Consider the following 26,027-nt stretch of genomic DNA (forward strand, 5'->3'; position numbering starts at 1 on the left):
TCCCGCGGGGGAGAAACAGTGTTATTCGACTACGCACCACTGGGGACCGGGGGGTTTCTGTGCGGCAGGGGGGATTAGTCGACCCTTCTCCGTCGGCGCGCGGGCGTCTGACGAACGGGGCGATCAGCCGGCCGGTGAACGACTGGGAGCAGCGGTACCGCCGTACCGTGATCACCAGCGACACCGTGGCCGCCGGCGTGGTGGTGGCGGCAATCGGCAACTTTTTCGGGGTCCGGGACGCGGCCAACTGGCACGAGAAGTGGGGAATTCTGGCCTTCGGCACCGAGCTGCTGGTGCTGGGAGCGCTTGCGGTGAGCCGGTCGTGGGCTCCGGCCGTGCTCGGCCAGGGCGCCGAGGAATTCCGCCGGCTCGGACGCTCACTGTTCACGGCGACCGTCGTACTTGCGCTCGGCGGGATCGCCCTCACCTCGCGCAACATCAAGCTCTGGATCTTCGTCGCGATCCCCGCGATCGCGCTCGTCACCATGACCGAGCGGTATCTGCTCCGTCTCTGGCTGCACAAACAGCGGAAGCAAGGGCTGTGCCTCAGACCGGTGCTCGCTGCCGGCAGCCCGGCCACCGTGCGCGACCTGATCACCCGGACCCGCAAGTTCCCGCACCTCGGCTGGCGGGTGGACGCGGTGTGCACGACGGACGGTCTCGGGCCCGACGGTGACCAACTGGTGGACGGAGTGCCGGTCGTCGGCGAACTGGCGGACGTCGCCAAGCACGTACGCCACGACGGCTACCGGGTCGTCGCGGTCACACCGGACCCGCACTGGTCACCGGACCGGCTGCAGCGGCTGGCCTGGAACCTCGAAGGCAGCGATGCCGAGATGGTCGTGGCCCCCGTGCTCATGGAGGTGGCCGGCCCGCGACTGCACGTCGACGCGGTACTCGGCATCCCGCTGCTGCGGGTCAGCATGCCGACCTTCACCGGGGGGCGCCGCGCGATCAAAGAGGTCGTCGACCGGCTGGGCGCGGTGGTCCTGCTGGTGCTGTTCGCGCCGCTGATGGTGCTCGTCGCGCTGCTCGTGCTGGCGGACAGTCGGGGCGGCGCGTTCTACCGCCAGCGCAGGGTCGGCAAGGACGGCCGCGAGTTCACCATCCTCAAGTTCCGCACCATGGTTGCCGGGGCGCACGGGGCACGTGCCGAGCTGGCCGACCGCAACGAGGGCGCAGGGGTGCTGTTCAAGCTCCGCCGGGATCCGCGGGTGACCCGGGTGGGAGCAGTGCTGCGCCGGTACTCGATCGATGAGCTCCCGCAGCTCTTCAACGTGCTCACCGGATCGATGTCGCTCGTCGGCCCGCGGCCTCCGCTGCCGGAGGAGTGTGCCGCGTACGACCCGGACATCCGGCGGCGGCTGCTGGTCAAGCCCGGGCTCACCGGTCTGTGGCAGATCAGCGGACGCAGCGACCTGCCGTGGGAGGAGGCGGTCCGCCTCGACCTGCGGTACGTGGAGGACTGGTCGCTCGCCCTGGACACAGTGATCTTGTGGAAGACGCTGCGTGCGGTGCTCCACGGACAAGGGGCCTACTGATGCGCGGGGAGCCGGCATCCGGCCGACGCACGGACCGCAGGCCACAGGGGCCTGCTTCGGGGGACCGCAGGCCACAGGGGCCTGCTTCGGGGGACCGCAGGCCGCAGGGGCCTGCCAGGGGGAGGAACGAGGCATGAGAGTAAGCGTCTTCGGGCTCGGCTACGTGGGCTGCGTGTCGGCCGCGTGCCTGGCGAGCATGGGGCACGAGGTCGTCGGCGTCGACGTGAACCAGGTGAAGGTCGACCTGGTCAACGACGGCAAGGCGCCCGTGGTCGAGGAAAGGATCGGCGAGCTCATCGCCGACGTCGTGCGGACCGGCGCCTTACGCGCCACCCGCGACGTCCGCGAGGCGATCAGGCAGAGCGAGGTGTCGCTGGTCTGCGTCGGTACCCCGTCGGAGCCCAACGGCAGCCTGTGCACCACCTACTTGGAGCGGGTCACCGAGGAGATCGGCGCCGCGCTCGCCGAGCGCGGCGGGCGGCACACCGTCGTGTTCCGCAGCACCATGCTCCCCGGCACCTGCCTGAACCTCCTCGTGCCGATCCTGGAGAAGACCGTCGGCGGCACCGCCGGGGTGGACCTGGGCGTCGCCGTCAACCCGGAGTTCCTGCGCGAGGGCACCAGCGTGCGGGACTTCTTCGACCCGCCCAAGACCGTCATCGGCGAACTCGACGCGGCGAGCGGCGACGCGGTGCTCGCCCTGTACGAGGGCTTGCCCGGCGAGGTGTTCCGGGTACCCGTGCCGGTGGCCGAGGCGATCAAGTACGCGGACAACTCCTTCCACGGACTCAAGATCGGCTTCGCCAACGAGCTGGGCGCGGTGTGCCAGGCGCTCGGCGTCGACTCGCACCAGGTCATGGACGTGTTCCTGGCCGACCGCAAGCTGAACATCAGCCCCGCCTACCTGCGGCCCGGCTTCGCCTTCGGCGGCTCCTGCCTGCCCAAGGACCTGCGCAGCCTGGTCCACGCGGCCCGGCGGGCCGACGTCTCGGTGCCCATCCTGTCCCATGTGCTCGCCTCCAACTCCGACCATCTGCAACGGGCGGTGGACCTGGTCGAGCGCGCCGGGAAGCGGCGGGTGGGCCTGTTCGGACTCTCCTTCAAACCCGGCACCGACGACCTCCGCGAGAGCCCGCTCGTCGAGCTGGCCGAGCGGCTCTTCGGCAAGGGCTACGACCTGAAGATCTACGACGCCAACGTGAGCCTGTCCCGGCTGCTCGGCGCGAACCGCGAGTACATCGAGAACCGGCTGCCGCACCTCGCGCAGCTCCTCGCGGACTCCGTCGACGAAGTCCTCGAGCACGCCGAGGTGTGCCTGGTCGGGACCAAGGACCCGGCCGTCCTGTCGGCGCTGCCCCACGGGGACGGCACGACGATCGTCGATCTCATCCGCCTTCCCGACGCCGAGACGCGCCGGACCGAACCGGGGTACATGGGCCTTGCTTGGTAACACGACCACCGGCGACGCGCCGCAGCGGCGCGCGCTGATCCTGGTGGAGAACCTGTCGGTGCCGTTCGACCGGCGGGTGTGGCAGGAGTGCAAGACGCTGCGCGACGTGGGCTGGGACGTGCACGTCATCTGTCCGCGGGGGGAGAAGCGGGACACGGAGCCGGAGGCGGTGATCGACGGGGTGCGGATCCACCGCTACCCGTTGCGCGCGGCCACCGGAGGGCCGGCCGGCTACCTGCGGGAGTACGGATCGGCGCTGTGGCACACGCTCCGGCTGGCCCGCAAGGTCGGCCCCGTCGACGTGGTCCACGCCTGCAACCCGCCCGACCTGCTGTTCCTGCCCGCGCTGTGGCTGAAGCGGCACGGCGCGCGCTTCGTCTTCGACCAGCACGACCTGGTGCCCGAGCTGTACCTCTCCCGGTTCGGCCGCGGAAAGGACCTGCTCTACCGCGCCGTATGCGCGCTGGAACGGCGGACCTACCGGGCCGCGGACATCGTGCTGGCCACGAACGAGAGTTACCGGGACGTCGCGCTGCGCCGTGGCGGCAAGCGGCCGGCGGATGTCTTCGTGGTGCGCAGCGCGCCCGCCGTCGACCGGTTCCAACCGGTCCCGCCCGAGCCGGAGTTGAAGCGCGGCAAGCCCCATCTGCTGTGCTACCTCGGCGTCATGGGCCCGCAGGACGGCGTCGACTACGCCTTGCGGTCCCTCGCGAAGCTGCGCGACGAACTCGGGCGTACCGACTGGCATGCGGTGTTCGTCGGCGCCGGCGACGCCTTCGACGCGATGGTGGAGCTCTCCCGGCAGCTCGGGCTCTCCGATCAGGTGCAGTTCACCGGGCGCATTCCGGACGCCGACCTGGTGCGCTACCTGTCCACCGCGGACGTGTGCCTTTCCCCCGACCCGCGCAATCCGCTCAACGACGTGTCAACCATGAACAAGGTCCTGGAGTACATGGCGATGGGCCGGCCGATCGTCTCGTTCGACCTCCGGGAAGCGCGCGTCTCCGCCGGTGAGGCCGCCGTCTACGCGCCCGCCAACGACGAGGCCGAGTTTGCCAAGCTCATCGCGCTGCTGCTGGACGATCCGGAGCAGCGGGACCGGATGGGCAGGATCGGCCAGGAGCGGATCAGCGGGCCGCTCTCCTGGCGGAACTCGCAGGCGTCACTGCTCGCCGCCTACGCCGCTGCGTGCCGCGACCACGCTCCGGTGTCGGCGGACCACCCGGTTCGGACGGGGCGGAGAGCACGGCGTTGAACGATGACACGATCCGCCTGGTCACCATCGGGTGGATACTCCGCCGGAGCTGGCGGCTGCTCGCCGTCCTCACGGTGGTGGGCGCGCTCGTCGGGTACGGCATCTCGGTGCTGTTCCCGCCGCGTTACACGGCGTCGGCATCGGTACTGCTGCCGGGGCAGTGGGAAGAGCGCGAGCTGCTGACCCAGGTGGACATCGCGACCAGCTCGTCGGTGGTCGACCTCGTGGCCGCCGAGCTCGGCTGGAGGGGCGTCAACGGCCCCGAGCTGCGGGAGCAGGTCACCGCCAAGGCCGCCGACGGGAACATCATCACCATCTCGGGCACGGCCGACACCCCGGCGCGCGCGCAGCGGCTCTCCGACCAGGTGGCCCAGCAATTCGTCGGCTTCGCCGCACGGATCGCAGGCGGCGGCACCGACGCCGACGCGGCCACGGGTACCGAGGCGCTGCGGCAGAAGGTGCTGGAGACCAGCCGCCGCATCACCGACCTGGCCGATGCCGCCGCCCCGGGGCGGACTGTGGAGAGCGTGCAGGCCCGCACCTCGCTCGAAAAGCTGCGCACCTCCCTGGAAGAGGCCATGACGAAGCTGGACGAGGCCGACCCGGCGACCGACAAGGCCGGCATGGTCGTCATGGGGCCGGCGGCCCGGCCGACGGGTGCGGCACCGCCGACGAGGACGCAGATCGTCATCGTCGGGGCGCTGCTGTTCTTCCTGCTCGCGGTCATCGGCCACCTCGTCGCCGCGCGGATGGATCGCCGACTGCGCACCGGGCCGGAGATCGCCGCGGCGCTGGGCTCGGCGCTCCTCGGCACCGTCGACGTACTCGGCGAACGGCGTGCGCAGCGGCCGGAGGACAGTGGCCCGCGGGCTTCGATCCGCCGACTCCTCGGCGTCGACACCCGGTGGGACATACCGGCCCCGCAGTGGTCCGACGACGAGGCCGGCAGGCGGATCCGCTGCCGGCGGGTGTGCGCTCGCCTCCGGGACCGGCTGCCGGCCGCACGGCGGCTGCTCGTTGTCGTACCGGAGGGCGATGAGATGGCCCTCCGGGCCGCCGGGCAGCTCGCCGCCGAGGCCGAGAGGGACGCCGTGCTCCGGGTGGTGGAGGTGTCGGTGGACCGGCCGATCGTGCCGGACCGCGACACCGAGTCCGGTGCCCTGGTCGTCCTCAGTGCGGGCAGCTGGACCGCGGAGGAGCTCGCCGGCCTCGCCGAGGCGTGCGCGGACGGCAGGCACGAGGTCGTCGGCGTCGTCGTCGCCGCCCCGGTACGGGCCGATGCGACGCGGTCCGCCGGCGATCCTCAGGACAACGCCACTCCGGCGCTCACGGTGCGCGGCCACGCGACGGGAGGTTCGGTGTGACGACGAGTACGACTTCGGAGCCGTCGGCCGCCGCTCCGCTCATCGACCTGCAGGCGCTGGTGGTCGCGGTGCGCAGGCGCCGCCGCCTCTGGTGCGCACTAACGCTCCTCGGACTGCTGGCCGGCGCGGCGGTGGCGGTTCTGCTGCCGCCACCGCCGACCGCGGTGACCAAGGTGCTGGTCGCGCACAAGGAGGACCAGCCGAACGACACCGGGACGCTCATCCGCACCGACGTCGAGGTGCTGGGGACCTCGCGGATCGCCGGCAAGGCCCTGCGGTCCCTCAAGTCCCCCGAGAAGCCCGAAGACTTCATGAAGGACTACCGGGGTACCGGCTTGACCAACAACCTGCTGCAGATCGATGTGACGGGTGACAGCGACGCGGAAGCGGTGGCCCGGGCCGAGGCGCTGGCCGATGCGTTCATCGCGGACCATGTGCGGCGGATGCGGGAAACCGCGAAGGCCGAGGCCGAGGCCCTGCTCGACCAGCGTGACCGCATGCGGGACGAGCTCGCCCGGGTCAACAAGGCGATCGGGGTCCGGTCGCCGGAGAGCGACCCGAAAGCGTCGGCGAGCAACGAGTCGCTCTTCGCCCGCCGGGCCGAGCTCAACTCGCGGATCGCCGATTTCGACCAGCGCGCCGCGGACGCGGGCACCGGCACGCCCAAGGTCGTCGCCGGCACGCAGATCGTGGACGCCCCGCGCGCGGTGCGGCACTCCCTGCCCAGGGCCGTCGCTACCGACGGCGCGATCGGACTCGTCCTCGGGCTCGTCGTCGGACTCGCGCTGGCCGCGGTCGGCGCGGTGGTGGCGGACCGCCCCGTGCTGCGCCGGGACATCGCGGCGCACCTGGGCGCCTCGGTCATCGCGGAGCTGCCCCGCCGCTCGGGCGGGCGGTGGCAGCGCCGACGGACCAGGGCGGCACGCGAACGCCTCACCACGACGCTGGTTCGCACCGTTCGCGGCTCCGCGGAACCGGTGTCGCTGCTGGAACTGGGCTGTGCGCGCAGCACGAGTGCGATCGCCACGGACCTCACCGGGGCACTGGGCGCCGAGGGGCCGGTGGTCGGCGTCGGCTCGGTGGCGCCCGGCACCGCGTGGACCGACCTCCCGTACCTCGGCACCCGGACCGTGCTCGTCGTGCGGGCCGGGCACGGCAGCGCCGCATGGCTGCACACCGTGGCCCGGCAGCTCGCGGACCAGCGCATTCCGGTGATCGGCGTGGTGCTGATCGACCCCGATCCGCGGGACCGGACCGACGGCACGCTGTGGGACGGGCTGCACATCGCGCTGCGGGGCCAGAGCGAGCTGCTGGCCCGGCAGAACGGGACGGTCCGGCGGCCGAAGCACGCCGCACGAGTCCCGGACAACGACCAGGAGGCGCGGTAGGACATGTGTGGCATCGCAGGAACGTATCGATGGCCGGACGGGAAAGTCGTGACCGACCGGCTCACCGACACCCTCGCCCACCGCGGCCCGGACGGGGCGGGCCGGTACAGCCACCCCGCCGGTGACGGCGAAGTACACCTCGGGCACCGCCGGCTGGCCATCATCGACCTGTCCGGGACCGGCGCCCAGCCGATGGTCTCGGACGGCCTCGCCCTGACCTACAACGGCGAGCTGTACAACGCGCCCGAGCTCCGTGCCGAACTGGCGGCCGCCGGGGTGCGCTTCCGCGGCACCTCAGACACCGAGGTGCTGCTGGAGGCATGGCGGCGCTGGGGCACGGACTGCCTGCACCGGCTGCGCGGCATGTTCGCGTTCGGCATCTTCGACGAGCGCACCGGTGAACTGGTGCTGGCCCGCGACCAGTTGGGAATCAAGCCGCTGTTCCTCCTCCGGCGCGGCGGGGGTCTGGTGTTCGCCTCCGAGCTCAAGGCGCTGGCCGCCGCCACCGGCGGGTCGCTGGAGGTGGACCATGCGGCGCTGGTGGCCTCGCTGCTGTACTACTGGGTGCCGGACTCGCGGTGCGCGTTCCGCGAGGCGGAGAAGCTGCCGCCGGGGAGCTGGCTGAAGGTACGCCCCGACGGCCGGGTGGAGAGCGGCCGGTTCTGGAACCTGAAGGACGTCGCCGCGGAGGGCCGGGAGCGGGCCCGCTCCGGCAAGCAGCCGGACCTGGCCGCCATCGTCGAGGAGTCGACCCGGCGCCACCTGCTCTCCGACGTCCCCGTGGCGACCTTCCTCTCCGGCGGTCTCGACTCCAGCTGGCTGACCGCACTGGCGGCCCGCCACCAGCCCGGCATCTCCGCTTACACGATCGGGTTCCGCGCCGAGGACGCCAGGTTCGAGGCGATGCCGGACGACCTGCGCTATGCCCGGCAGGTGGCCGAGCGGTTCGGCGTCGACCTGCACGAGATCGAGATCGCCCCGAACGTGCTCGACCTGCTGCCGCGGATGACGTACCACCTGGACGAGCCGATCGGCGACCCCGCCGCGATCAACACGTTCCTGATCTGCTCGGCCGCCCGGGAGGCCGGGGTCAAGGTGATGCTCTCGGGGATGGGCGCCGACGAGCTGTTCGCCGGGTACCGCAAGCACCTGGCCAACCTGCTCGCGCTGCGCTACCAGCGCGTTCCTCGGCCTCTGCGGCGCGGCCTGTCCGGGGCCGTGGACCGGCTGCCGGTCGCCACGGCCCGCCGGGGGTACCGGTCGGTGCGCTTCGCCAAGCGGTTCCTCTCCTTCGCCGATCTCCCGGAGGAGACCGCGTTCCGGCGCAGCTACACCATGTACGACCAGGACGAGCTGCTCGCCCTGGTCGATCCGGACCTGGCCGGGACGGTCGACGACGTGCTGACCGAGCATGCGGACGTCTACCAGGACAACGGCCTCGACGACTTCGTCAACCGCATGTGCCTGGCCGACGCCCGGATGTTCCTGCCGGGGCTGAACCTCGCGTACACGGACCGGTCGAGCATGGCCGCGTCGACCGAGGTACGCGTGCCGTACGTGGACGTCGAGGTGGTCAGGGCGGCGTTCGCCGTGCCCGGCGATCGCAAGATCGTCGGACGGCAGGGCAAGGCCGTCCTCAAGGAGGCGGCCACCTCGATCCTGCCCCGGGAGATCGTGTACCGGCCCAAGGGCCTGTTCAGCGCCCCGCTGCGGGCCTGGATGAGCCGGGACCTGGCACCGCTGGTGCGCGAGGTGGTGCACGACGGCGTGCTCGTCAATTCCGGGATCCTGCGCCGCGACGCGCTGGCGCGCATGGTCGCCGAGGACGCCGCCGGGCAGCGGGACTTCTCCAAGCATCTGTGGCATGTGCTGACCCTCGAGTACTGGTACCGGGGCGCGACTTCTGGGGAGAACGGGTGAAACAGGTAGTGCAGAACTACAAGAGCGGCGAGCTGGCGCTGCTCGACGTGCCGGTGCCGGGGTGCAAACCGGGCGGGGTGCTGGTACGGACCGCGTACTCGCTGATATCCACCGGCACCGAGCTCATGAAGGTGTCCGAGGCCGGCATGTCGATGCTGGGCAAGGCCCGCTCCCGCCCTGACCAGGTGGCCAAGGTCATGCAGAGCGTGGCCACCAACGGGGTGCCCGCCACCTACCGCAAGGTGATGGGCAAGCTGGACTCCTACACGCCGCTGGGCTACTCGCTGTGCGGGGTGGTCGAGCAGGTCGGCGCCGGGATCGACGACGTGAAGGTCGGCGATCTCGTGGCCTGCGCCGGCAATGAGCACGCGCTGCACGCCGAGCTGAACTGGGTGCCGAAGAACCTTTACGCCCCGGTGCCGGACGGCCTCGCGCCCCGGCACGCGGCCTTCGGCACCGTCGGGTCGATCGCGATGCAGGGCGTCCGCCAAGGCGAGCCGCAGCTCGGCGACGTGGCGCTGGTCATCGGCCTCGGGCTGATCGGGCAGCTGGTGGTGCAGCTCCTAGCCGCCTCGGGAGTACGCGTCGTCGGCGCCGACCCCGACCCGGCGCGCTGCGAGCTCGCCGAGCGCCTGGGCGCCGCGGCCTGCGGCGATCCCGCGTCCGCTGTCGTGGAGACCGCCGTCGCCGAACTCACCGGCGGGCACGGCGTGGACCAGGTGTACCTGGCCGCCGGCGGCGGCAGCAACCAGCCCGTCGAGCTGGCCGCCCGCCTGAGCCGGGACCGCGGCCGGGTCGTCGACATCGGCAAGTGCCGCCTGGACCTGCCGTGGAACGCGTACTACGAGAAGGAGCTCGACGTCCGGTTCTCCCGGTCGTACGGCCCCGGGCGCTACGACCCGTCGTACGAGCTGGAGGGCCGGGACTACCCGATCGGCTACGTGCGCTGGACCGAGCGCCGCAACCTGGCGTGCTTCCTCGATCTCGTCGCCCGCGGCAGCGTCGACGTGGAGCCCTTGATCTCCCACATCGCCGACTTCGACGACGCCGTCGAGACGTACCAGCGCCTGAAGGACGGCGACCTCAAGGCCGTGGCGGTGCTGTTCCGGTACCCCGATCAGCCGGTGGAAGCCGAGGCTCCGGCGGTGGCCGTGCCCTCGGTGCACGTGCGAGCGTCCACTCCGGTCCGCTCCGTCAAGTCGCCGGTGCGCCTCGCTTTCGTCGGCGCGGGAAACTACGCGTCGTCGATGCTGCTGCCGCACCTGGCACAGCGCGATGGCGTCGCGCTGTGGACCGTTGTCACCACGACGGCGCTGTCCGCGGCCAACGCGCAGCGGAAGTTCGGCTTCGCCCAGGCGACCACCGACCTCGACGCCGTGCTCGGAGACAAGACCATCGACGCGGTGTTCGTCGTCACCCGGCACAGCTCGCACGCCGAACTGACCCGAAGAGCACTGCTGGCCGGCAAGGCCGTGTTCGTGGAGAAGCCCCTCGCCCTCACCGAGGACGAGCTGGCCGGGGTGCTCGCGGCGGTGGAGGAGTCCGGCAACGACCGGCTCCAGGTGGGCTTCAACCGCCGCTTCGCGCCGCTGCTCCAGGAGGCGAAGCAGCGGTTCGGCGCCCGGACCGGCCCGGCGAGCCTGCGCTACCTGGTCAATGCGGGCCAGCTGCAGCACGGCAGCTGGTACCTCCAGCAGGGCACCGAGGGCTCGCGGTTCGCCGGCGAGGGCGGACACTTCATCGACACGGCGAGCTGGCTGCTCGGCGCAGACCCGGTCTCGGTGTACGCGGTCGCCGCACCCGGCAACGAGGACCTTCAGGTCGTACTCCGCTACCCGGACGGGTCCACCGCCACCCTCAGCTACGTCACCACCGGCGCGCCCGGCTTCCCCAAGGAGACCCTCGACATGGTCGCGGACGGCAAGGTGCTGCGGCTGGACGACTTCGTCCGTGCCTCGGTGTACGGCCGTAAGCGGTGGGTCAGCTCGCGGCTGCCCAAGGCCCGGGACAAGGGCCAGAACGCCGAGCTGGCCGCGTTCATCAAGGCCGTGCGGACCGGCGGGCCGATGCCGGTGCCGCTGGAGTCGCTGGTCGCCACCACCGCGGCCACCCTCGCCGTGCAGACCGGTCTGGCCAGTGGTGCGCCGGTGACGCTGGAGCGAGCGCGATGACGATGAGCGTGGGCTGGTACCTGCGGCGGTTATCCAGGATGGGGCCGCAGGAAGTCGCCGGCCGGGTGGGCGACGCGGTGCGCAGGCGGCGGTGGCGGTCGGCACGCCCGGACTGCCCGAGCGTCACCGGCGCCCGGTTCACCGCGGTCCTGCCCGCCGGTGCGATCACCGCCATACCTCCGGACGCCACGAAACGTCTCCTCGCCGAGGCGGACCGGCTGATGTACGGGCACGCCCAGTACTTCGGAGTGGTCCGCGACGACCTGACCGACCCGGACTGGTGGAGCGACCCGAAGACCGGGCGCAGGGCTCCGTGGGGCTACGCCTTCGACGTGCCGTACCGGGACGAGGACGCGGTCGGGGACATCAAGCAGATCTGGGAGCTGTCCCGGCATCAGTACCTCACCGTGCTCGCCGCCGCCTACGCGATCACCGGGAACGAGCGGTATGCCGAGCGCGTGGCCGCGCACCTGCGGTCGTGGTGGGCGGCCAACCCACCGCTGCGCGGCGTGCACTGGATCAGCGGCATCGAGCTGGGCATCCGGCTGCTGTCCTGGGTGTGGATCCGCCGGCTGCTCGACGGCTGGCCCGGCGCGGCCGGGCTGTTCGAGCACAACCCGGTGGCCCTGCACCAGATCTGGCACCACCAGCGCTGGCTGGCCGCCTTCCCCAGCCGGGGATCCTCGGCGAACAACCACGTCATCGCCGAGGCCGCCGGGCAGTTCGCCGCGGCCTGTGCGTTCGACTGGTTCCCCGCGTCGGCGCGCTGGCGGGCCGGCGCGCTGCGGTCGCTGGAGCGGCACCTGCGCGGCAACACCTTCGGCTCCGGCCTCAACCGCGAGCTGGCCACCGAGTACCACGGACTGGTGCTGGAGCTCGGCCTGGCCGCGGTGGCCGAGGCGGATGCCGCCGGTGTGCCGGTCCCCGCGTCGGTCCGGCTGGTACTGCTGCGGATGACCGACGCGCTCGCGGCCGTCGTGGACAGCCGGTTGCGGCCGCCGCGCCAGGGGGACGCGGACGACGGGCACGGTCTGGTCGTGGACGGCGCGGGCACCGACCGCTGGGCCTCGCTGCTGGCCACCGGGGACGCCGTGTTCGGCCGGCTCGCCTGGTGGCCGGCGGTGACCGGCACCGACGTGCGCACTTCGCTGCTCGCCGCGCTCATCAAGCCCACTGAACCGACCGTGACCCGCCCGGCACGCCGACCCGCGCACTTCGCCGACGCGGGGCTCACCATCCTGCGCGCTCCGGGAGAAACGGGGGAGATCTGGGCCCGCTGCGACGGTGGTCCGCACGGCTTCCTGTCCATCGCCGCGCACGCTCACGCGGACGCGCTGTCCGTGGAAGTCCGGCACGACGGGGTCGACGTGCTCGCCGACCCGGGGACGTACTGCTACCACGGGCAGCCCGAGTGGCGGCAGTACTTCCGGTCCACCCTCGGCCACAACACCCTGGAGCTGAACGGCGCCGACCAGTCCGTCTCCGGCGGCCCGTTCCTGTGGACCCGGCATGCCCGCAGCCGCGTCCTGGAGGCGGGTGCGGCCCGTTGGTCTGCCGAGCACGACGGCTACCAGGGCGCCGTACACCGACGCCGGGTCGAACTTATCGCCCCGACGCGGGAGTTGAGGATCGTCGACGAGGTGCGAGGCCCGGGCCGCGACGTACGTCTGGCGTTCCACCTCGGCCCCGCGATCACCGCGCACCTGACGGGCGACCGAGCAGTGCTCACCTGGACCCTGGACGGCGAGGACCGCTCCGCGGAGCTGGAACTGCCCGGCGAGCTGAACTGGCGGGCGCACCGCGGCGAGACCGCGCCGCCGCTGGGCTGGTACTCCGCCGGCTTCGGGCGCAAGGAACCCACCACCACGCTGGTCGGCTCCGGCTTCGCCAATGGCGCGGAGGGCTTCACCACCGTGCTCAGGTTCGGCGGTTGAGGGGCGCGTGAAATGAAGTGGCGAAACCGGTCGTTGCCGGTGGCGGTGCTGGCCCTGCTGGCGGCGGCCGGCTGTACGAGCACGCCGGACGCCCCGGCGGAGGCGGCCGGTGCGCCGTCCGGATCCGGGGCGCCGGCCACGCCCGTGGCCCGGGTGTGCGCCAAGCCCGCGGCCGGGCCGGCGAAGGCGCCGGCGGGCGCGGTGACGGTCGACCCCGCGGTGGTCGGTGACCTGGCCGCGAAGACCAAGAGCAGTCCGCCGCACACCACGTTCTGGCTCCGGCCGGGCAAGCACCGGCTCGACCCGGACCGCTATGCCCAGGTCATCCCCAAGAAGGGGAACCGCTACCTCGGTGCGCCGGGCGCGGTGCTCGACGGCCGGAAGAAGAACCAGTACGCGTTCGGCGGTACCGCCCGCAACGTCACCATCCGCCACCTGACCGTGCAGGGTTTCGTCGCGCCGCTGAACGAGGGCGTGGTCAACCATGACTCGGCCGACGGCTGGGTGATCGAGCACGCGACGATCCAGCACAACTCCGGTGCCGGGCTGATGGCCGGTGCCCGCCAGCGGGTCCGCGCCAACTGTCTGCGCGACAACGGCCAGTACGGCATGAACGCCTACAAGTCCGGCGGCCGTATCCGCGACCTGGTGGTCGAGGACAACGAGATCACGGGCAACAACACCGGCGACTGGGAGCGGCGGCGGAAGGGCTGCGGCTGTACCGGAGGCATCAAGTTCTGGGCCGTCGACGGCGCCGACGTGCGCGGCAACTGGGTGCACGACAACCGCGGAACAGGGCTGTGGGCGGACACCAACAACAACGACTTCCGCATCGAGAACAATGTGCTCGAAACCAACGACGGTGCCGCGCTGATCTACGAGACCAGCTACAACGCGGTCATCCGGAACAACACGATCCGGCGGAACAACTGGGTCGAGGGCCGCAGGGCGGCCGACCGCGGCGACAGCTTCCCGTTCGCGACCGTCTACCTGTCCGAGTCCGGCGGCGAACCCCGCATCGGAGCCCGCACCGACAAGATCGAGATCTACCGGAACGTACTGGAGAACAACTGGTCCGGCATCACTCTGTGGGAAAACGCCGACCGGTTCTGCAACAGCCCGGCCAACACCTCCTCCGGCCACTGCACACTGCTGGTGCGGGACACCGACCGCTGCGCGAAACCGGCGATCGCCACCGCACCGCTCTACGCCGACTGCCGGTGGAAGACCCAGCGGGTGGACATCCACGGCAACCGCTTCGTGCTCGACAAGTCCGTCGTCGCGTGCACGGTGAAGTGCGACCGCATGGCGGTGCTGGCCAACTACGGCACCTATCCGGACTGGTCGCCGTACCAGGGCGAGCGGGTGGCCGAGGCGATCACCCGCGAGCAGCACAACCGCTGGCACGACAACGTCTACCTCGGCCCCTGGCAGTTCGTCGCCCACGACCCGAGCCGGATACTCGACTTCACGCAGTGGCAGAGCACGCCGTACCAGCAGGACGCGGGCAGCACCTTCCGCTCCCGGGACGGTGGTTGAGATGCGCGCGGACCACACGTCGAGGACCGTCGGGACGGTCTGGGGACTGCTGATCCTCAACACGCTCGGCTCCACCGGGGCGAAGACCATCGTCCCGCTGCCCCGCTCCCTCATCCAGATGGTCACCATGGGCGCGCTGGTCGCCGCGTTCACACTGGCGCTCGCACTCAATCTCCGGCTGCGCGTCCGTGCCAGTGCCTTTCTGTGCCTGCTCACCCTGCTGCTGGTGCCGAGCGTCCTCTCCAGCGCGAACCTGGAGTCCGGGTTCGGCGCGCTGTTCCGGTGTGCCCGGCTGGCTCTCTTCGTCGGCACACTGTGGCTGCTCAGCCGCTGGTGGGACGGCGGCCCGACGTTCGTCCGATACCACATCCGGGCGTACTTCGTGGTGCTCGGGTCGGTGGCCGCCGGCCTGGTCATCTCACCGGGCGCGGCCATGCCCGAGCTCTATGGCGGGCGGCTGGTCGGCGCGCTGTGGCCGCTCACACCGCCGCAGATCGGCCAGTACGCCGCGGTGATCATCGGGCTCACGGTGCTGCTCGTACTGGGCCGCCGGACCGACAGGACCAGTGCGGCGGTGGTCATCGTGCCGTCGCTCGTCCTGCTCGCGTTGACCCATACCCGTACGGCCACGGTCGGCATGCTCATCGGGCTGGCGCTGGCGATCGGCTCACTCCTGCTGACGAGCGCCGCGGCGCGCCGGTTCTTCACCTGGGCGGTGCTGTGCGCCGCGGTGGCCGCGGTGGCGTTCAGCTCCGCGCTGCAGGCGTGGTTCCTGCGCGGGCAGAGCCAGGAGAACTTCTCCAATCTCACCGGCCGGGCCAAGGTCTGGGACGCCCTGCTGGCAGCGCCCCGGTCGACCGCGGAGCAGCTGTTCGGAGTGGGCCTGGGCGACAAGTCGTTCGGCGGGCTGCCGATCGACAACAGCTGGCTGGCCGTTTACCAGGAACAGGGTCTGACCGGCGTCGCCCTGGTGGCGGCAGTCGTCATCGTGCTGGGCGGTGTCGCGTTGCTGCGGCCACCGTCGCTGTCGAGGGCCTGCGCGATCTTCCTGATCAGCTACTGCGCGATCGCGTCGTACACCGAGGCCGGCCTCGGCGACGCCTCGCCGTATCTGTTGCATCTGGCCGTCGCCGCCTCGCTGCTGGCGGCACCTGCCGCGGCCGGCCCCCGCACCACGCCCGAAGGCCCTCGACAACGCATCCCGCAATGGGCCCAGAGATCGGAGGTGAGCCGAGCATGAACGGCATCCACGTCCTCGTAGTACACAACCGTTACGCCTCGGCGCAGCCGAGTGGAGAGAACAAGGTCGTCGACCAGGAGGTGGCGCTGCTGCGCGGCGCGGGCCACCGGGTCGAGGTGTTCGAGCGACGCAGCGACGACATCGCCGCCCGGTCCCTGCCGGGCAAGGCCGCGGTGCCGCTCCTTGTGCCGTGGAACCCGGCGGTACGCAAGGAGCTCGCCGCCCGGCTCCGCACCTCACGCCCCGACGTGGTGCACGTCCACAACGTCTTCCCGCTCCTGTCGCCCGCGGTGCTGGCCGCCTGCGCCGACGCCGGGGTGCCCGCCGTCGCCACGCTGCACAACTACACCCAGGTCTGCCCGCCCGGCACGCTGCAACGCGACGGCCGGCCGTGCACCGAGTGCGTCGGGTCGACGCCGCTGCCCGCCGTCCGGCACGGCTGCTACCGAAACTCCCGCCTCGCGACCGTGCCGCTCGCGGTCAGCCTGTCGGTCAACCGGCGGCGGTGGTGGTCCGGCGTGGAGCGGTTCCTCTGCATCTCCGCGGCGCAGCGCGACGTCCTGGTGCGGGCCGGCATGCCCGCCGAGCGGCTGACGGTGAAGCACAACTTCGTGCCCGACCCGGGCGCCTACCGAGCGGGCGACGGCGAGCATCTGCTCTACCTCGGCCGGCTCGCGGAGGCCAAGGGCGTGCGGCTGCTCATGGCCGCGTGGGACGAGATCGCGGCGAGCGGCGGGGTGGGCGTGCCGCTCGTGGTCGCCGGCGCGGGACCGCTGGAGCCAGAGGTGACCGCCTGGGCCGCGGGCCGGGACGACGTGCGATACGTCGGCCTGTACGACACGGCGGAGTGCCGGGAGGCCATCGCGCGGTCGGTCGCCGTGGTGGCTCCCTCGACGTGGCTGGAGGCGTTCGGCCTGGTCGTCGTGGAGGCGATGGCGGCGGGGGTCCCGACCGTCGCCGCCGGTCACGGCGCCTTCGTCGAACTCGTGGCGGGCGGGGTGACCGGGCTGCTGCACCGGCCGGGCGACACCGCCTCGCTCGCGTCCTGCCTGCGCCGGATCACGGCTGATCCGGCCCGCAACCGGGAGATGGGACAGGCGGCCCGGCGCCGTTACGAACAGGGTTTCAGCCCGGCCGTCGGGCTGGAGCGCCTGGTGGAGGAGTACCGCACCGCGATCGCGGGTCGGTCGGAATCAATGGGGGGCAGTAAATGACAGGATGCCGACTCTGCGGCTCGACGGCGCTGGCGAGCGTCGTCGATCTCGGGGCGACACCACCCTGCGAGAGCTTTCTCGCCGCGGACCAACTGGACAAGGCGGAGCCGGCGTACCCGCTGCACCTGCGGGTCTGCACCGAATGCTGGCTGGCGCAGATCCCGCCGCTGATCACGCCGGAGGAGACGTTCAAGGAGTACGCGTACTTCTCCTCCTACTCGACCTCCTGGGTGGAGCACGCGCGCACGTTCGTCGCCGACGCCGTACAGCGGGTGGGTCTCGACTCCGAAGGCGCCGAAGGCGCCGACGGCTCCGGGGCCTTCGTGGTCGAAGTCGCAAGCAACGACGGCTACCTGCTGAAGCACGTGGTGGACCGCGGGATCCGCTGCCTCGGCATCGAGCCGTCGGTGAACGTCGGCGCCGCGGCGCGCGAGGCGGGTGTGCCCACGCTCACGGAGTTCCTGGACCCGGCCACCGGCGCCGCCGTCCGCGAGGAGCACGGCCCGGCGAACCTGGTCGTGGCCAACAACGTGTACGCGCACATCCCCGACGTCGTCGGATTCACCCAGGGGCTGCGCGCCCTGGTCGCCGACGACGGCTGGGTCTCCATCGAGGTACAGCACCTGCTGACCCTGATCGAGGAGAACCAGTACGACACGATCTACCACGAGCACTTCCAGTACTACACGGTCGCGTCCGCGATCCGGGCCCTCGCGAGCGGCGGACTCGCCCTCGTGGACGTCGAGTTGCTGCCCACGCACGGCGGCTCCATCCGGCTGTGGGCCCGGCCCACCGAGGTGGCCGGCGAGCCGACACAGCGGGTGGCCGACGTACTGGCCCGCGAAAAGGCCGCCGGGCTGCAGGAGCTGTCCGGGTACACCGAGTTCTCCGCGCGGGTGGCCAAGGTACGCCGGGACCTTCTCAAGTTCCTCATCGAGGCGGCCGAGCGCGGTGAGACGGTCGTCGGCTACGGCGCCCCGGGCAAGGGCAACACCCTGCTCAACCACTGCGGCATCCGGCCCGACCTGCTCCCGTACACGGTCGACCGCAACCCCTACAAGCACGGCAGATACACCCCGGGCACCCGCATCCCGATCCTGCCGCCCGAGCAGATAGCCGCCGACAAGCCGGACTACGTCCTCGTCCTCCCGTGGAACCTGCGGGCCGAGCTGGTCGAGCAGCTGTCCTTCGTGCACGACTGGGGCGGCCGTCTCGTCTTTCCCATCCCGGAACTGAGCGTTGTCGAGAAGAGCATTGTCGAGGTTGAGTCATGAAGGTCGTACTGTTCTGCGGCGGTTACGGGATGCGGATGCGCAGCGGCGCCGCCGATGACGTCCCCAAGCCGATGGCGATGGTCGGCCCGCGACCGCTGATCTGGCACGTGATGCGCTACTACGCGCACTTCGGGCACACGGAGTTCATCCTGTGCCTCGGCTACGGGGCGCACCACATCAAGGACTTCTTCCTCAACTACGAAGAGACGACGTCCAACGACTTCGTGCTGAGAGGCGGGCGGACAGAGCTGCTGTCCACCGACATCTCGGACTGGACGATCACGTTCGCGCAGACCGGCATCGAGTCGCCGATCGGGGAGCGGCTGCGCCGGGTGCGGCACCACCTGGACGGCGACGAGATGTTCCTCGCCAACTACGCAGACGTGCTCACCGACGCCCCGCTGCCGGAGATGATCGACCGGTTCGCCCGGCGCGACGCCGGGGCGTCGATGATGGTGGTGCCGCCGCAGTCCTCGTTCCACTGCGTGGAGCTGGGCGAGGACGGCCTGGTGGGGGGCATCACCGCGGTGAGCGATATGCCGCTGTGGGAGAACGGCGGCTACTTCGTGCTCCGCCAGGAGGTCTTCGACCACATACCGGAGAACGGGGACCTGGTCGCCGACGGCTGCGCCCAACTGGCCAAGCGCGGACGGCTGGTGGCACACCAGCACCGCGGCTTCTGGAAGCCGACCGACACCGTGAAGGAACGGGCCGCCCTCGACGCCGCCTACGCCCGGGGCGACCGCCCGTGGGCCGTGTGGGAGCGGGACGGCGTGGGGGTGAGCGCATGAACCGGCTCGGGACCCGACGCCTGGACCGGATCGTCGCGGTGGGCGCGCACTGTGACGACATCGCCATCGGCGCCGGCGGCACGCTGCTGACGATGTGCCTCGCGCGACCGGGTATCCGCGTCGACGCGCTGGTGCTCTCCGGCGGCGGCAGCGAGCGCGAGCAGGAGGAGCAGGCCGCGCTCGCCGCCTTCTGCCCAGGGGCCGACCTGCGGCTGACCGTGCTCAAACTGCCGGACGGCCGGCTGCCCGTGCACTGGGACGAGGCCAAGGCCGCGGTCGAGGAGCTGCGCGGGCAGACCGACCCGGACCTGATCCTGGCCCCGCGCACCGACGACGCGCACCAGGACCACCGCGGCCTGGCGCAGCTGATACCCACCGCGTTCCGCGACCACCTCGTGCTCGGCTACGAGATCGTCAAGTGGGACGGCGATCTCGGCCGTATGGCGGCATACCAGCCGCTGTCGCCGGAGATCGCCGAACAGAAGGTGCGGCTGCTGCAGGAGCACTACCCCTCGCAGCGGCACCGGCCCTGGTACGACCGGGAAGCCTTCCTCGGCCTCGCCCGGATCCGCGGCATCGAATGCCACGCGCGCTACGCCGAGGCATTCGCCGTCACCAAACTCACGCTCCATCTCGGCACTTCTGACCTGGGGGAATGAACCTTGCGCGTACTACTGACCGGACACCAGGGCTACTTGGGCACCGTCATGGCCCCGGTCCTCGCGGCCGCCGGGCACGAGGTCGTCGGCCTCGACTCCGGCCTGTTCGCCGACTGCGTCCTCGGCCCGTCGCCCGCCGACCCGCAGGGGCACCGGGTGGACCTCCGCGACATCACGGCCGACCACGTCGCCGGGGTGGACGCCGTGATCCACCTGGCCGCGCTCTCCAACGACCCGCTGGGATCGCTGGCGCCGGAACTCACCTACGACATCAACCACCACGCGTCCGTCCGCCTCGCCAGGCTGGCCCGCGACGCCGGAGTGCAGCGGTTCCTGTACGCGTCGACGTGCTCGGTGTACGGCGCCGCGGGCGGTGACGAACTCGTCGGCGAGGACGCCCCGTTGCGCCCCGTGACGCCGTACGCGGAGTCCAAGGTGCGGGTGGAGGACGACCTGCACGCGCTCGCCGACGACGACTTCACGCCGGTGTACATGCGCAACGCCACGGCCTTCGGCTACTCACCCCGGCTGCGCGCCGACATCGTGCTGAACAACCTTGTGGGCCACGCGCTGCTCTCCGGCGAGGTGCTCGTCCTCTCCGACGGCACCCCCTGGCGCCCGCTGGTGCACGCCGCCGACATCGCCCGTGCCTTCACGGCCGCGCTGACCGCGCCCCGCGAGGCGGTCCACGACCGGGCGTTCAACATCGGCAGCGAGACCAACAACGTCACGGTCGCCGAGATCGCCGAGCAGGTCGCCGAGGCGGTGTCCGGTGCGAAGGTGAGGATCACCGGGGAGTCCGGTGCCGATCCGCGCTCGTACCGGGTGGACTTCTCCCGGTTCCGCGCCGCGATCCCCGGCTTCGACTGCGAGTGGACGGTGAAGCGCGGCGCGCTCGAACTCGCCGACGCCTACCGGCAACACCAGCTGACCCGGGAGGGCTTCGAGCGACGCTTCACCCGGCTTGCCGTGCTGCGCGCGGCGTCCGACGCCGGCGCCGTCGACGACACCCTGCGGTGGCGCCCGTGACCGGGATCGGCGAGGAGATGTACGCCCTGGTGGAGCGGGTGTACCCGCTCTGCCGGAGCATCACCGGCGACGGGGTGCGCGCCACCCTGGCCACCGTCGGCGAGTACATCCCGCTCGATGTGCACGAGGTGCCGACCGGCACCCAGGTGCTCGACTGGACGGTGCCGCAGGAGTGGAACATCCGGGACGCGTACATCGCCGACAGCTCGGGCAACCGGGTCGTCGACTTCGCCGCGTCCAGCCTGCACGTGCTCGGCTACAGCGTCCCGGTGTCGGCGACCATGCCGCTGGCCGAGCTGCGCGAGCACCTGCACACGCTGCCGGACCAGCCGGGCCTGGTGCCGTACCGCACCAGCTACTACAAGCCCGAGTGGGGATTCTGCCTGGCGCAGGACACCCTGGACGCCATGCGGGACGGCGAGTACGAGGTCCGTATCGACTCGACGCTCGCCGACGGTCACCTCACCTATGCCGAGCACGTGATCCCGGGGCAGGTCCCCGACGAGGTGATCGTCTCCTGTCACGTCTGCCACCCGTCGCTGGCCAACGACAACATGGCGGGCGTCGCGGTGGCGACGTTCCTGGCGCGGGCACTGGCCGAGCAGAACCCGTACTACACCTACCGGTTCATCTTCGCGCCCGGCACCATCGGCGCGATCACCTGGCTCGCCCGCAACAAGGAACGGGTGGACCTGGTCAAGCACGGGCTCGTACTCGCCTGCGCCGGCGATCCCGGCAGCCTGACGTACAAGCAGAGCAGGCGCGGCGACGCGGAGATCGACCGGGTGCTGCGGCATGTGCTGGCGGCCTCCGAACGACCGCACCGCGTCAACGAGTTCACTCCGTACGGCTACGACGAGCGGCAGTACTGCTCGCCCGGCTTCGATCTCGGGGTGGGCTCGCTCACCCGCACGCCGTACGCGGGCTATCCCGAGTACCACACCTCGGCGGACAACCTGGACTTCGTCTCCCCGGAGGCGATGGAGGACACGCTCGCCGTGTGCCGCGAGGCGTTCGCCGTCCTGGACCGCAACCGGAGGTATCTGAACCTCAGCCCCTACGGCGAACCGCAGTTGGGGCGGCGCGGGCTCTACGACGCGCTCGGCGGCCGCAGCGACACCAAGCAGGCCCAGATGGCCATGCTCTGGGTGCTCAACCTCTCCGACGGTGAGCACAGCCTGCTGGACGTCGCCGAGCGGTCCGGGCTGCCGTTCGACACCGTCGCCGCCGCGGCCGATGCCCTGCGCGACGCCGGGCTGATCAAGGCATGACGCCGATGACCACCGAGGGGGAGAGGACGGGGCCGAAGGCGGCGGCCGCCGGGCGGGCCCTCGCCGGGCGGCTGTCCTGGGGCCTGGCCGACCAGGCGGCCTCCAGCATCAGCAACTTCGTGGTGGGCGTCTACGTGGCCCGCTCGCTGGGGGTGACCGCGTTCGGTGTGTTCAGCCTTGCCTGGGTGACGTACGGCGTGGTGCTCAACGTCTCCCGGGGACTGGCCACCGACCCGCTCATGGTGCGGTTCAGCGGCGTGTCGGACGCGTCGTGGCGCGGGGCGGTGGCCCGCTCGTCCGGCACCGCGCTCGGCGTCGGCACCGCCCTCGGCGTGGCGTCCGTGCTGGCCGGCCTCGCCCTTGGCGGCGGCGTGGGGACCGCGTTCGCCTGCCTCGGCGTCGTCCTGCCGGGACTGCTGCTGCAGGACGCGTGGCGGTTCGCGTTCTTCGCCGCCGGCGCCGGGCGGAAGGCGTTCGTGAACGACCTCGTGTGGGGCGTCGCACTCGTCCCGGCCATGGTGGCGGCGGCCCACGTGGGCAGCGTGGCCGCCTTCGTGCTCGCCTGGGGCGGCTCCGCCGCGGTGGCGGCGCTGTACGGCTGCCTCCAGTCCGGCATCCGGCCCCGGCTGACCGGCGCGCGCGAGTGGCTTCGCGAGCACCGCGACCTCGGCTACCGGTACCTCGTCGAGAACGTCAGCAACAGCGGCGCGAGCCAGCTGCGGGCGTACGGGCTCGGCGCGATCGTCGGGGTCGGCGCGGTGGGCGTGATCCGGGGCGCCGAGCTCCTGCTCGGCCCGTTCCTCGCCGTGCTGATGGGACTGTCCCTGGTCACCGTCGCCGAGGCGGCACGGGTGCTGCGGCGGGCCCCGCACCGCCTCGGCACGTTCTGCCTCCTGCTGGGCGGCGGGCAGGCCGTCGCCGCGCTGCTCTGGGGCGGGGCGCTGCTCCTTGTACCGGACCGGGTCGGTGAGTTCGTGCTCGGCGGCGTCTGGAGCGCTGCCTCGGAGCTCATCGTGCCGGTCACGCTCGGCGTCGCGGGCGCCGGCCTCGGCACCGGCGCGGCGGCCGGACTGCGCGCGCTCGGCGCGGCCCGGCGCAGCCTGCGCAGCCAGCTGATCGCCTCCGCCTGCTATGCCGGCGGCGGACTCGGCGGGGCGGCCGTGGGCGGCACGGTCGGCTCGGCCTGGGGCGTCGCCGCCGCGACCGTCGGCAGCTCGGCCGTGTGGTGGCTGCACCTGCGGTCCGCCCGGCGCGAGCACCACCGCAATTCCATCCCCGAAGTGAGGACCACATGACCGCCCATCCCCGGCTGAGCATCGGCCTGCCCGTGTACAACGGCGAGGAGTATCTGGCCGAGTCGCTCGACGCCCTGCTCGGCCAGACCTACGAGGACTTCGAGCTGGTCATCTCCGACAACGCCTCGACCGACGGGACCGAGGCCGTCTGCCGCAAGTACGCCGCGCAGGACTCCCGCATCCGGTACATCCGCCTGACCCGGAACATCGGCGCCGCACCGAACCACAACTACGTGTTCACCCAGTGCCGCGGCGAGCTGTTCAAGTGGGCCTCGCACGACGACCTGTACGCCCGGGACCTGCTGCGGCGCTGCGTGGAGGCGCTGGACGAGCGGCCCGAGGTGATCCTCGCGCACGCCGACCAGGCGGTCATCGACGAGGACGGCCAGGTGAAGGTCCCGTACGCGTACACGCTCGCCACCGACTCGCCGCGCGCGCCGGAGCGCTTCCGCAGCATGCTGTTCGAGCCCGGCGGCGACGACTTCTACGGAGTGATGCGGGCCGACGTGCTGCGCCGGGTGAAGCCGCACGACAGCTACCACCACGCGGACCGCACGTTCGTCGCCGAGATCACCCTGCACGGGCCCTTCCACCAGGTGCCGGAGCTGCTGTACTTCCGCCGCGACCACCCCACCCGCGCCGAGCGGGCGAACCCTTCCAAGCGCTCCCGGTGCGTCAACCTGGACCCGCGCCGGGCAGGCCCGCTGCACCCGACGCCCCGGCTGCTCGCCGAGTACGTCCATGGCTTCGTCGCCGCGATCCGGCGGGCGCCACTGTCCGCGGCCGACCGGCGCGCGTGCTACCGCCACCTGGCCGCATGGATGACCAGCCGGGCCCGGCCGGGCGCCGGCGAGCGGGTCGAGGACCGGGCCCCGGTCGACCCGGCCGAGCTCACCGTCTCCGTGGACGCCCTCGTCGCCGGCCGTGAGGGGCGGCGGGCATGAGGACGTCGCCACGCGTCGGCGTGTTCGGCCTGCTCGGCTCCGGCAACCTCGGCAACGACGGGTCGCTCGAAGCCGTGCTCGGGTACCTCCGCGCCGAGCACCCGGAGGCGGTCGTGGACGCACTGTGCGGCGGACCCGAGAACGTCGCGGCACGGTACGGGATCCTCGCGACACGGCTGCACTGGTACCGCGGGGAGTACCGGACCGCGTCGCGCGTGGGCGCCATCGCGGCGAAGGGGCTCGGCAAACTCGTCGATGCCGCCCGCACCGCCGCCTGGGTGCGCCGGCACGACGTGGTCATCGTGCCGGGCATGGGCGTCCTGGAGGCCACGCTGCCGCTGCGGCCGTGGGGCTTCCCGTACGCGCTGTTCCTGCTCTGCGCGAGCGGCCGGCTGTTCGGCACTCGGGTCGCGCTGGTCGGCGTCGGCGCGGACACGATCCGCGACCGGCCGACCCGGGCCCTGGTGCGCTGGTCGGCGCGGCTGGCCACTTATCGCTCGTACCGGGACGCCCTGTCCCGAGACGCGATGCGGGCGATGGGCGTGGACACCGCGCGCGACGAAGTCTGTCCGGACCTCGCGTTCGCCCTGCCGACGCCGTCTGCGGGCACCCCCTCGGGCACGGTCTGCGTCGGTGTCATGGACTTCCACGGCGGCAACGACGACCGCGCCCGGGCCGAGGAGATCCACCGGCGCTACCTCGACGGGACGACCCGGTTCGTCCGCGCGCTGGTCGAGGACGGCAGGCCGGTCCGGCTGCTCACCGGCGACGCGTGCGATGCGCCGGTGGTCGCCGCGATCCTCGACGCGGTGGACTCACCGCTGGTCACGGCTGCCGAGGCGACCTCGCTGGCCGACCTGATGAAGGAGACGGCGGCTGCCGACACCGTGGTGGCGACCCGGTACCACAACCTGATCTGCGCGCTGAAAGTCGGCACGCCGACGCTCGCCCTCAGCTACGCGGCGAAGAGCGACGCACTCATGGACCGGATGGGCCTTGCCGCGTACAGCCATCCAGCCCGCGAGATCGACGCCGACCGGCTGCTCGAACAGTTCCGGGAGCTGGAGCGGCGATCGGGGGAGCTGCGGCGGACCCTCGCCGAACGCAACGCGGTCGCTGCCCAGCAACTCAAGGACCAGTTCGCCGAGTTGACCGCGGCCCTGTTCCCGGCCCACGCACTACAGGAGACTCCATGAAAGCGACCGAAGTCCCGGCAATCGCCGGTGCATATCTGTTCGAGCCGACCCCGTACGCCGACGAACGCGGCTTCTTCTGCCGCACCTTCGACGCCGACGTGGTTCGCTCGGTGGGCCTCGACCCGAACGCCTTCGTCCAGGACAGCCTGTCCCGCTCGGTCCGGGGCGTGCTGCGCGGCCTGCACCTGCGCTCCGGCGCCGGCGAGGCCAAGCTCGTGCGGTGCTCGTACGGGAAGATTTTCGACGTCGTCGTGGACCTGCGGACGGACTCGCCGACCTACTTGGGCCGGGCCTTCTTTGAGCTGTCCGGTGAGTCCCAGGCGACCCTGTACATCCCGGCGGGCTGCGCGCACGGCTTCCAGGCGCTGACCGACACCGCCGACACCTCGTACCGGATCGACCGCCCGCACGATCCGGCCGAGGACGTGACGATCGCCTTCGACGACCCGGAGCTCGCCATCCCCTGGCCGCTGCCGGTCACATCGATGTCCCAACGGGACCGGGAGGCGCCGAGCCTCGCCGAGGTCCTGAAGCACAAGGAGAGGTGAAGTC

The 26,027-nt window shown here is 71.7% G+C and carries 20 protein-coding genes; all 20 read left to right on the top strand.

Annotated elements, in window-relative coordinates; translation table 11 throughout:
• Positions 1–59: 59 nt before the first annotated feature.
• The 20 genes from CCS38_RS19945 (at position 60) to rfbC (ending at position 26,023) form a co-directional block, all read left to right on the top strand.
• The gene (locus CCS38_RS19945; protein ID WP_223734660.1) at positions 60–1,541 is read left to right on the top strand and encodes a sugar transferase; all 1,482 of its coding nucleotides are present in this window, start codon (positions 60–62) and stop codon (positions 1,539–1,541) included.
• Between the two features lie 133 nt (positions 1,542–1,674).
• Positions 1,675–2,991: a nucleotide sugar dehydrogenase gene (locus CCS38_RS19950; protein WP_223734661.1), complete on the top strand. Its 1,317-nt coding sequence runs from the start codon at positions 1,675–1,677 to the stop codon at positions 2,989–2,991.
• Entirely contained in the window at positions 2,981–4,246 is a 1,266-nt protein-coding gene (locus CCS38_RS19955) for a glycosyltransferase family 4 protein (RefSeq protein ID WP_223734662.1), read from the top strand. The genes CCS38_RS19950 and CCS38_RS19955 overlap by 11 nt, the downstream gene beginning before the upstream one ends.
• Positions 4,243–5,610: a Wzz/FepE/Etk N-terminal domain-containing protein gene (locus CCS38_RS19960; RefSeq protein WP_223734663.1), complete on the top strand. Its 1,368-nt coding sequence runs from the start codon at positions 4,243–4,245 to the stop codon at positions 5,608–5,610. Before CCS38_RS19955 ends, CCS38_RS19960 begins: the two co-directional genes overlap by 4 nt.
• Positions 5,607–6,998 (top strand): Wzz/FepE/Etk N-terminal domain-containing protein, encoded by a 1,392-nt coding sequence (locus CCS38_RS19965; RefSeq protein ID WP_223734664.1) that lies wholly within the window; start codon positions 5,607–5,609, stop codon positions 6,996–6,998. Before CCS38_RS19960 ends, CCS38_RS19965 begins: the two co-directional genes overlap by 4 nt.
• A gap of 3 nt (positions 6,999–7,001) precedes the next feature.
• Positions 7,002–8,918 carry an asparagine synthase (glutamine-hydrolyzing) gene (asnB, locus tag CCS38_RS19970; RefSeq protein WP_223734665.1) on the top strand — a complete coding sequence of 639 codons (1,917 nt, stop codon included), beginning with the start codon at positions 7,002–7,004 and terminating at the stop codon, positions 8,916–8,918.
• Positions 8,915–11,089, top strand: coding sequence for a bi-domain-containing oxidoreductase (locus CCS38_RS19975; RefSeq protein ID WP_223734666.1), 2,175 nt, complete (start codon positions 8,915–8,917; stop codon positions 11,087–11,089). Before asnB ends, CCS38_RS19975 begins: the two co-directional genes overlap by 4 nt.
• Positions 11,086–13,023 (top strand): alginate lyase family protein, encoded by a 1,938-nt coding sequence (locus CCS38_RS19980; protein WP_223734667.1) that lies wholly within the window; start codon positions 11,086–11,088, stop codon positions 13,021–13,023. The genes CCS38_RS19975 and CCS38_RS19980 overlap by 4 nt, the downstream gene beginning before the upstream one ends.
• A gap of 12 nt (positions 13,024–13,035) precedes the next feature.
• Positions 13,036–14,562 carry a right-handed parallel beta-helix repeat-containing protein gene (locus CCS38_RS19985; protein ID WP_223734668.1) on the top strand — a complete coding sequence of 509 codons (1,527 nt, stop codon included), beginning with the start codon at positions 13,036–13,038 and terminating at the stop codon, positions 14,560–14,562.
• Position 14,563: 1 nt separating this feature from the next.
• Positions 14,564–15,802 carry an O-antigen ligase domain-containing protein gene (locus CCS38_RS19990; RefSeq protein WP_223734669.1) on the top strand — a complete coding sequence of 413 codons (1,239 nt, stop codon included), beginning with the start codon at positions 14,564–14,566 and terminating at the stop codon, positions 15,800–15,802.
• 5 nt (positions 15,803–15,807) lie between these two features.
• Positions 15,808–17,016 (top strand): glycosyltransferase, encoded by a 1,209-nt coding sequence (locus tag CCS38_RS19995; protein ID WP_223734686.1) that lies wholly within the window; start codon positions 15,808–15,810, stop codon positions 17,014–17,016.
• A complete protein-coding gene (locus CCS38_RS20000; protein WP_223734670.1) occupies positions 17,013–18,290 on the top strand; it encodes a class I SAM-dependent methyltransferase in 1,278 nt (425 codons plus the stop codon). Before CCS38_RS19995 ends, CCS38_RS20000 begins: the two co-directional genes overlap by 4 nt.
• Positions 18,287–19,081, top strand: coding sequence for a glycosyltransferase family protein (locus tag CCS38_RS20005; RefSeq protein ID WP_223734671.1), 795 nt, complete (start codon positions 18,287–18,289; stop codon positions 19,079–19,081). Before CCS38_RS20000 ends, CCS38_RS20005 begins: the two co-directional genes overlap by 4 nt.
• Positions 19,078–19,740 (top strand): PIG-L deacetylase family protein, encoded by a 663-nt coding sequence (locus CCS38_RS20010; protein WP_223734672.1) that lies wholly within the window; start codon positions 19,078–19,080, stop codon positions 19,738–19,740. Before CCS38_RS20005 ends, CCS38_RS20010 begins: the two co-directional genes overlap by 4 nt.
• Before the next feature lie 3 nt (positions 19,741–19,743).
• Positions 19,744–20,769: an NAD-dependent epimerase/dehydratase family protein gene (locus tag CCS38_RS20015; RefSeq protein ID WP_223734673.1), complete on the top strand. Its 1,026-nt coding sequence runs from the start codon at positions 19,744–19,746 to the stop codon at positions 20,767–20,769.
• Positions 20,757–22,040 carry a DUF4910 domain-containing protein gene (locus CCS38_RS20020; protein WP_223734674.1) on the top strand — a complete coding sequence of 428 codons (1,284 nt, stop codon included), beginning with the start codon at positions 20,757–20,759 and terminating at the stop codon, positions 22,038–22,040. Before CCS38_RS20015 ends, CCS38_RS20020 begins: the two co-directional genes overlap by 13 nt.
• Positions 22,041–22,045: 5 nt before the next feature.
• Positions 22,046–23,335 (top strand): MATE family efflux transporter, encoded by a 1,290-nt coding sequence (locus CCS38_RS20025; RefSeq protein WP_223734687.1) that lies wholly within the window; start codon positions 22,046–22,048, stop codon positions 23,333–23,335.
• A complete protein-coding gene (locus CCS38_RS20030) occupies positions 23,332–24,279 on the top strand; it encodes a glycosyltransferase family 2 protein (RefSeq protein ID WP_223734675.1) in 948 nt (315 codons plus the stop codon). The genes CCS38_RS20025 and CCS38_RS20030 overlap by 4 nt, the downstream gene beginning before the upstream one ends.
• Entirely contained in the window at positions 24,276–25,475 is a 1,200-nt protein-coding gene (locus CCS38_RS20035) for a polysaccharide pyruvyl transferase family protein (RefSeq protein WP_223734676.1), read from the top strand. Before CCS38_RS20030 ends, CCS38_RS20035 begins: the two co-directional genes overlap by 4 nt.
• A complete protein-coding gene (gene rfbC, locus CCS38_RS20040) occupies positions 25,472–26,023 on the top strand; it encodes a dTDP-4-dehydrorhamnose 3,5-epimerase (protein WP_223734677.1) in 552 nt (183 codons plus the stop codon). Before CCS38_RS20035 ends, rfbC begins: the two co-directional genes overlap by 4 nt.
• Positions 26,024–26,027 lie beyond the last annotated feature (4 nt).

This window comes from Streptomyces purpurogeneiscleroticus, assembly GCF_020024005.1.
GTDB lineage: Bacteria > Actinomycetota > Actinomycetes > Streptomycetales > Streptomycetaceae > Streptomyces > Streptomyces purpurogeneiscleroticus.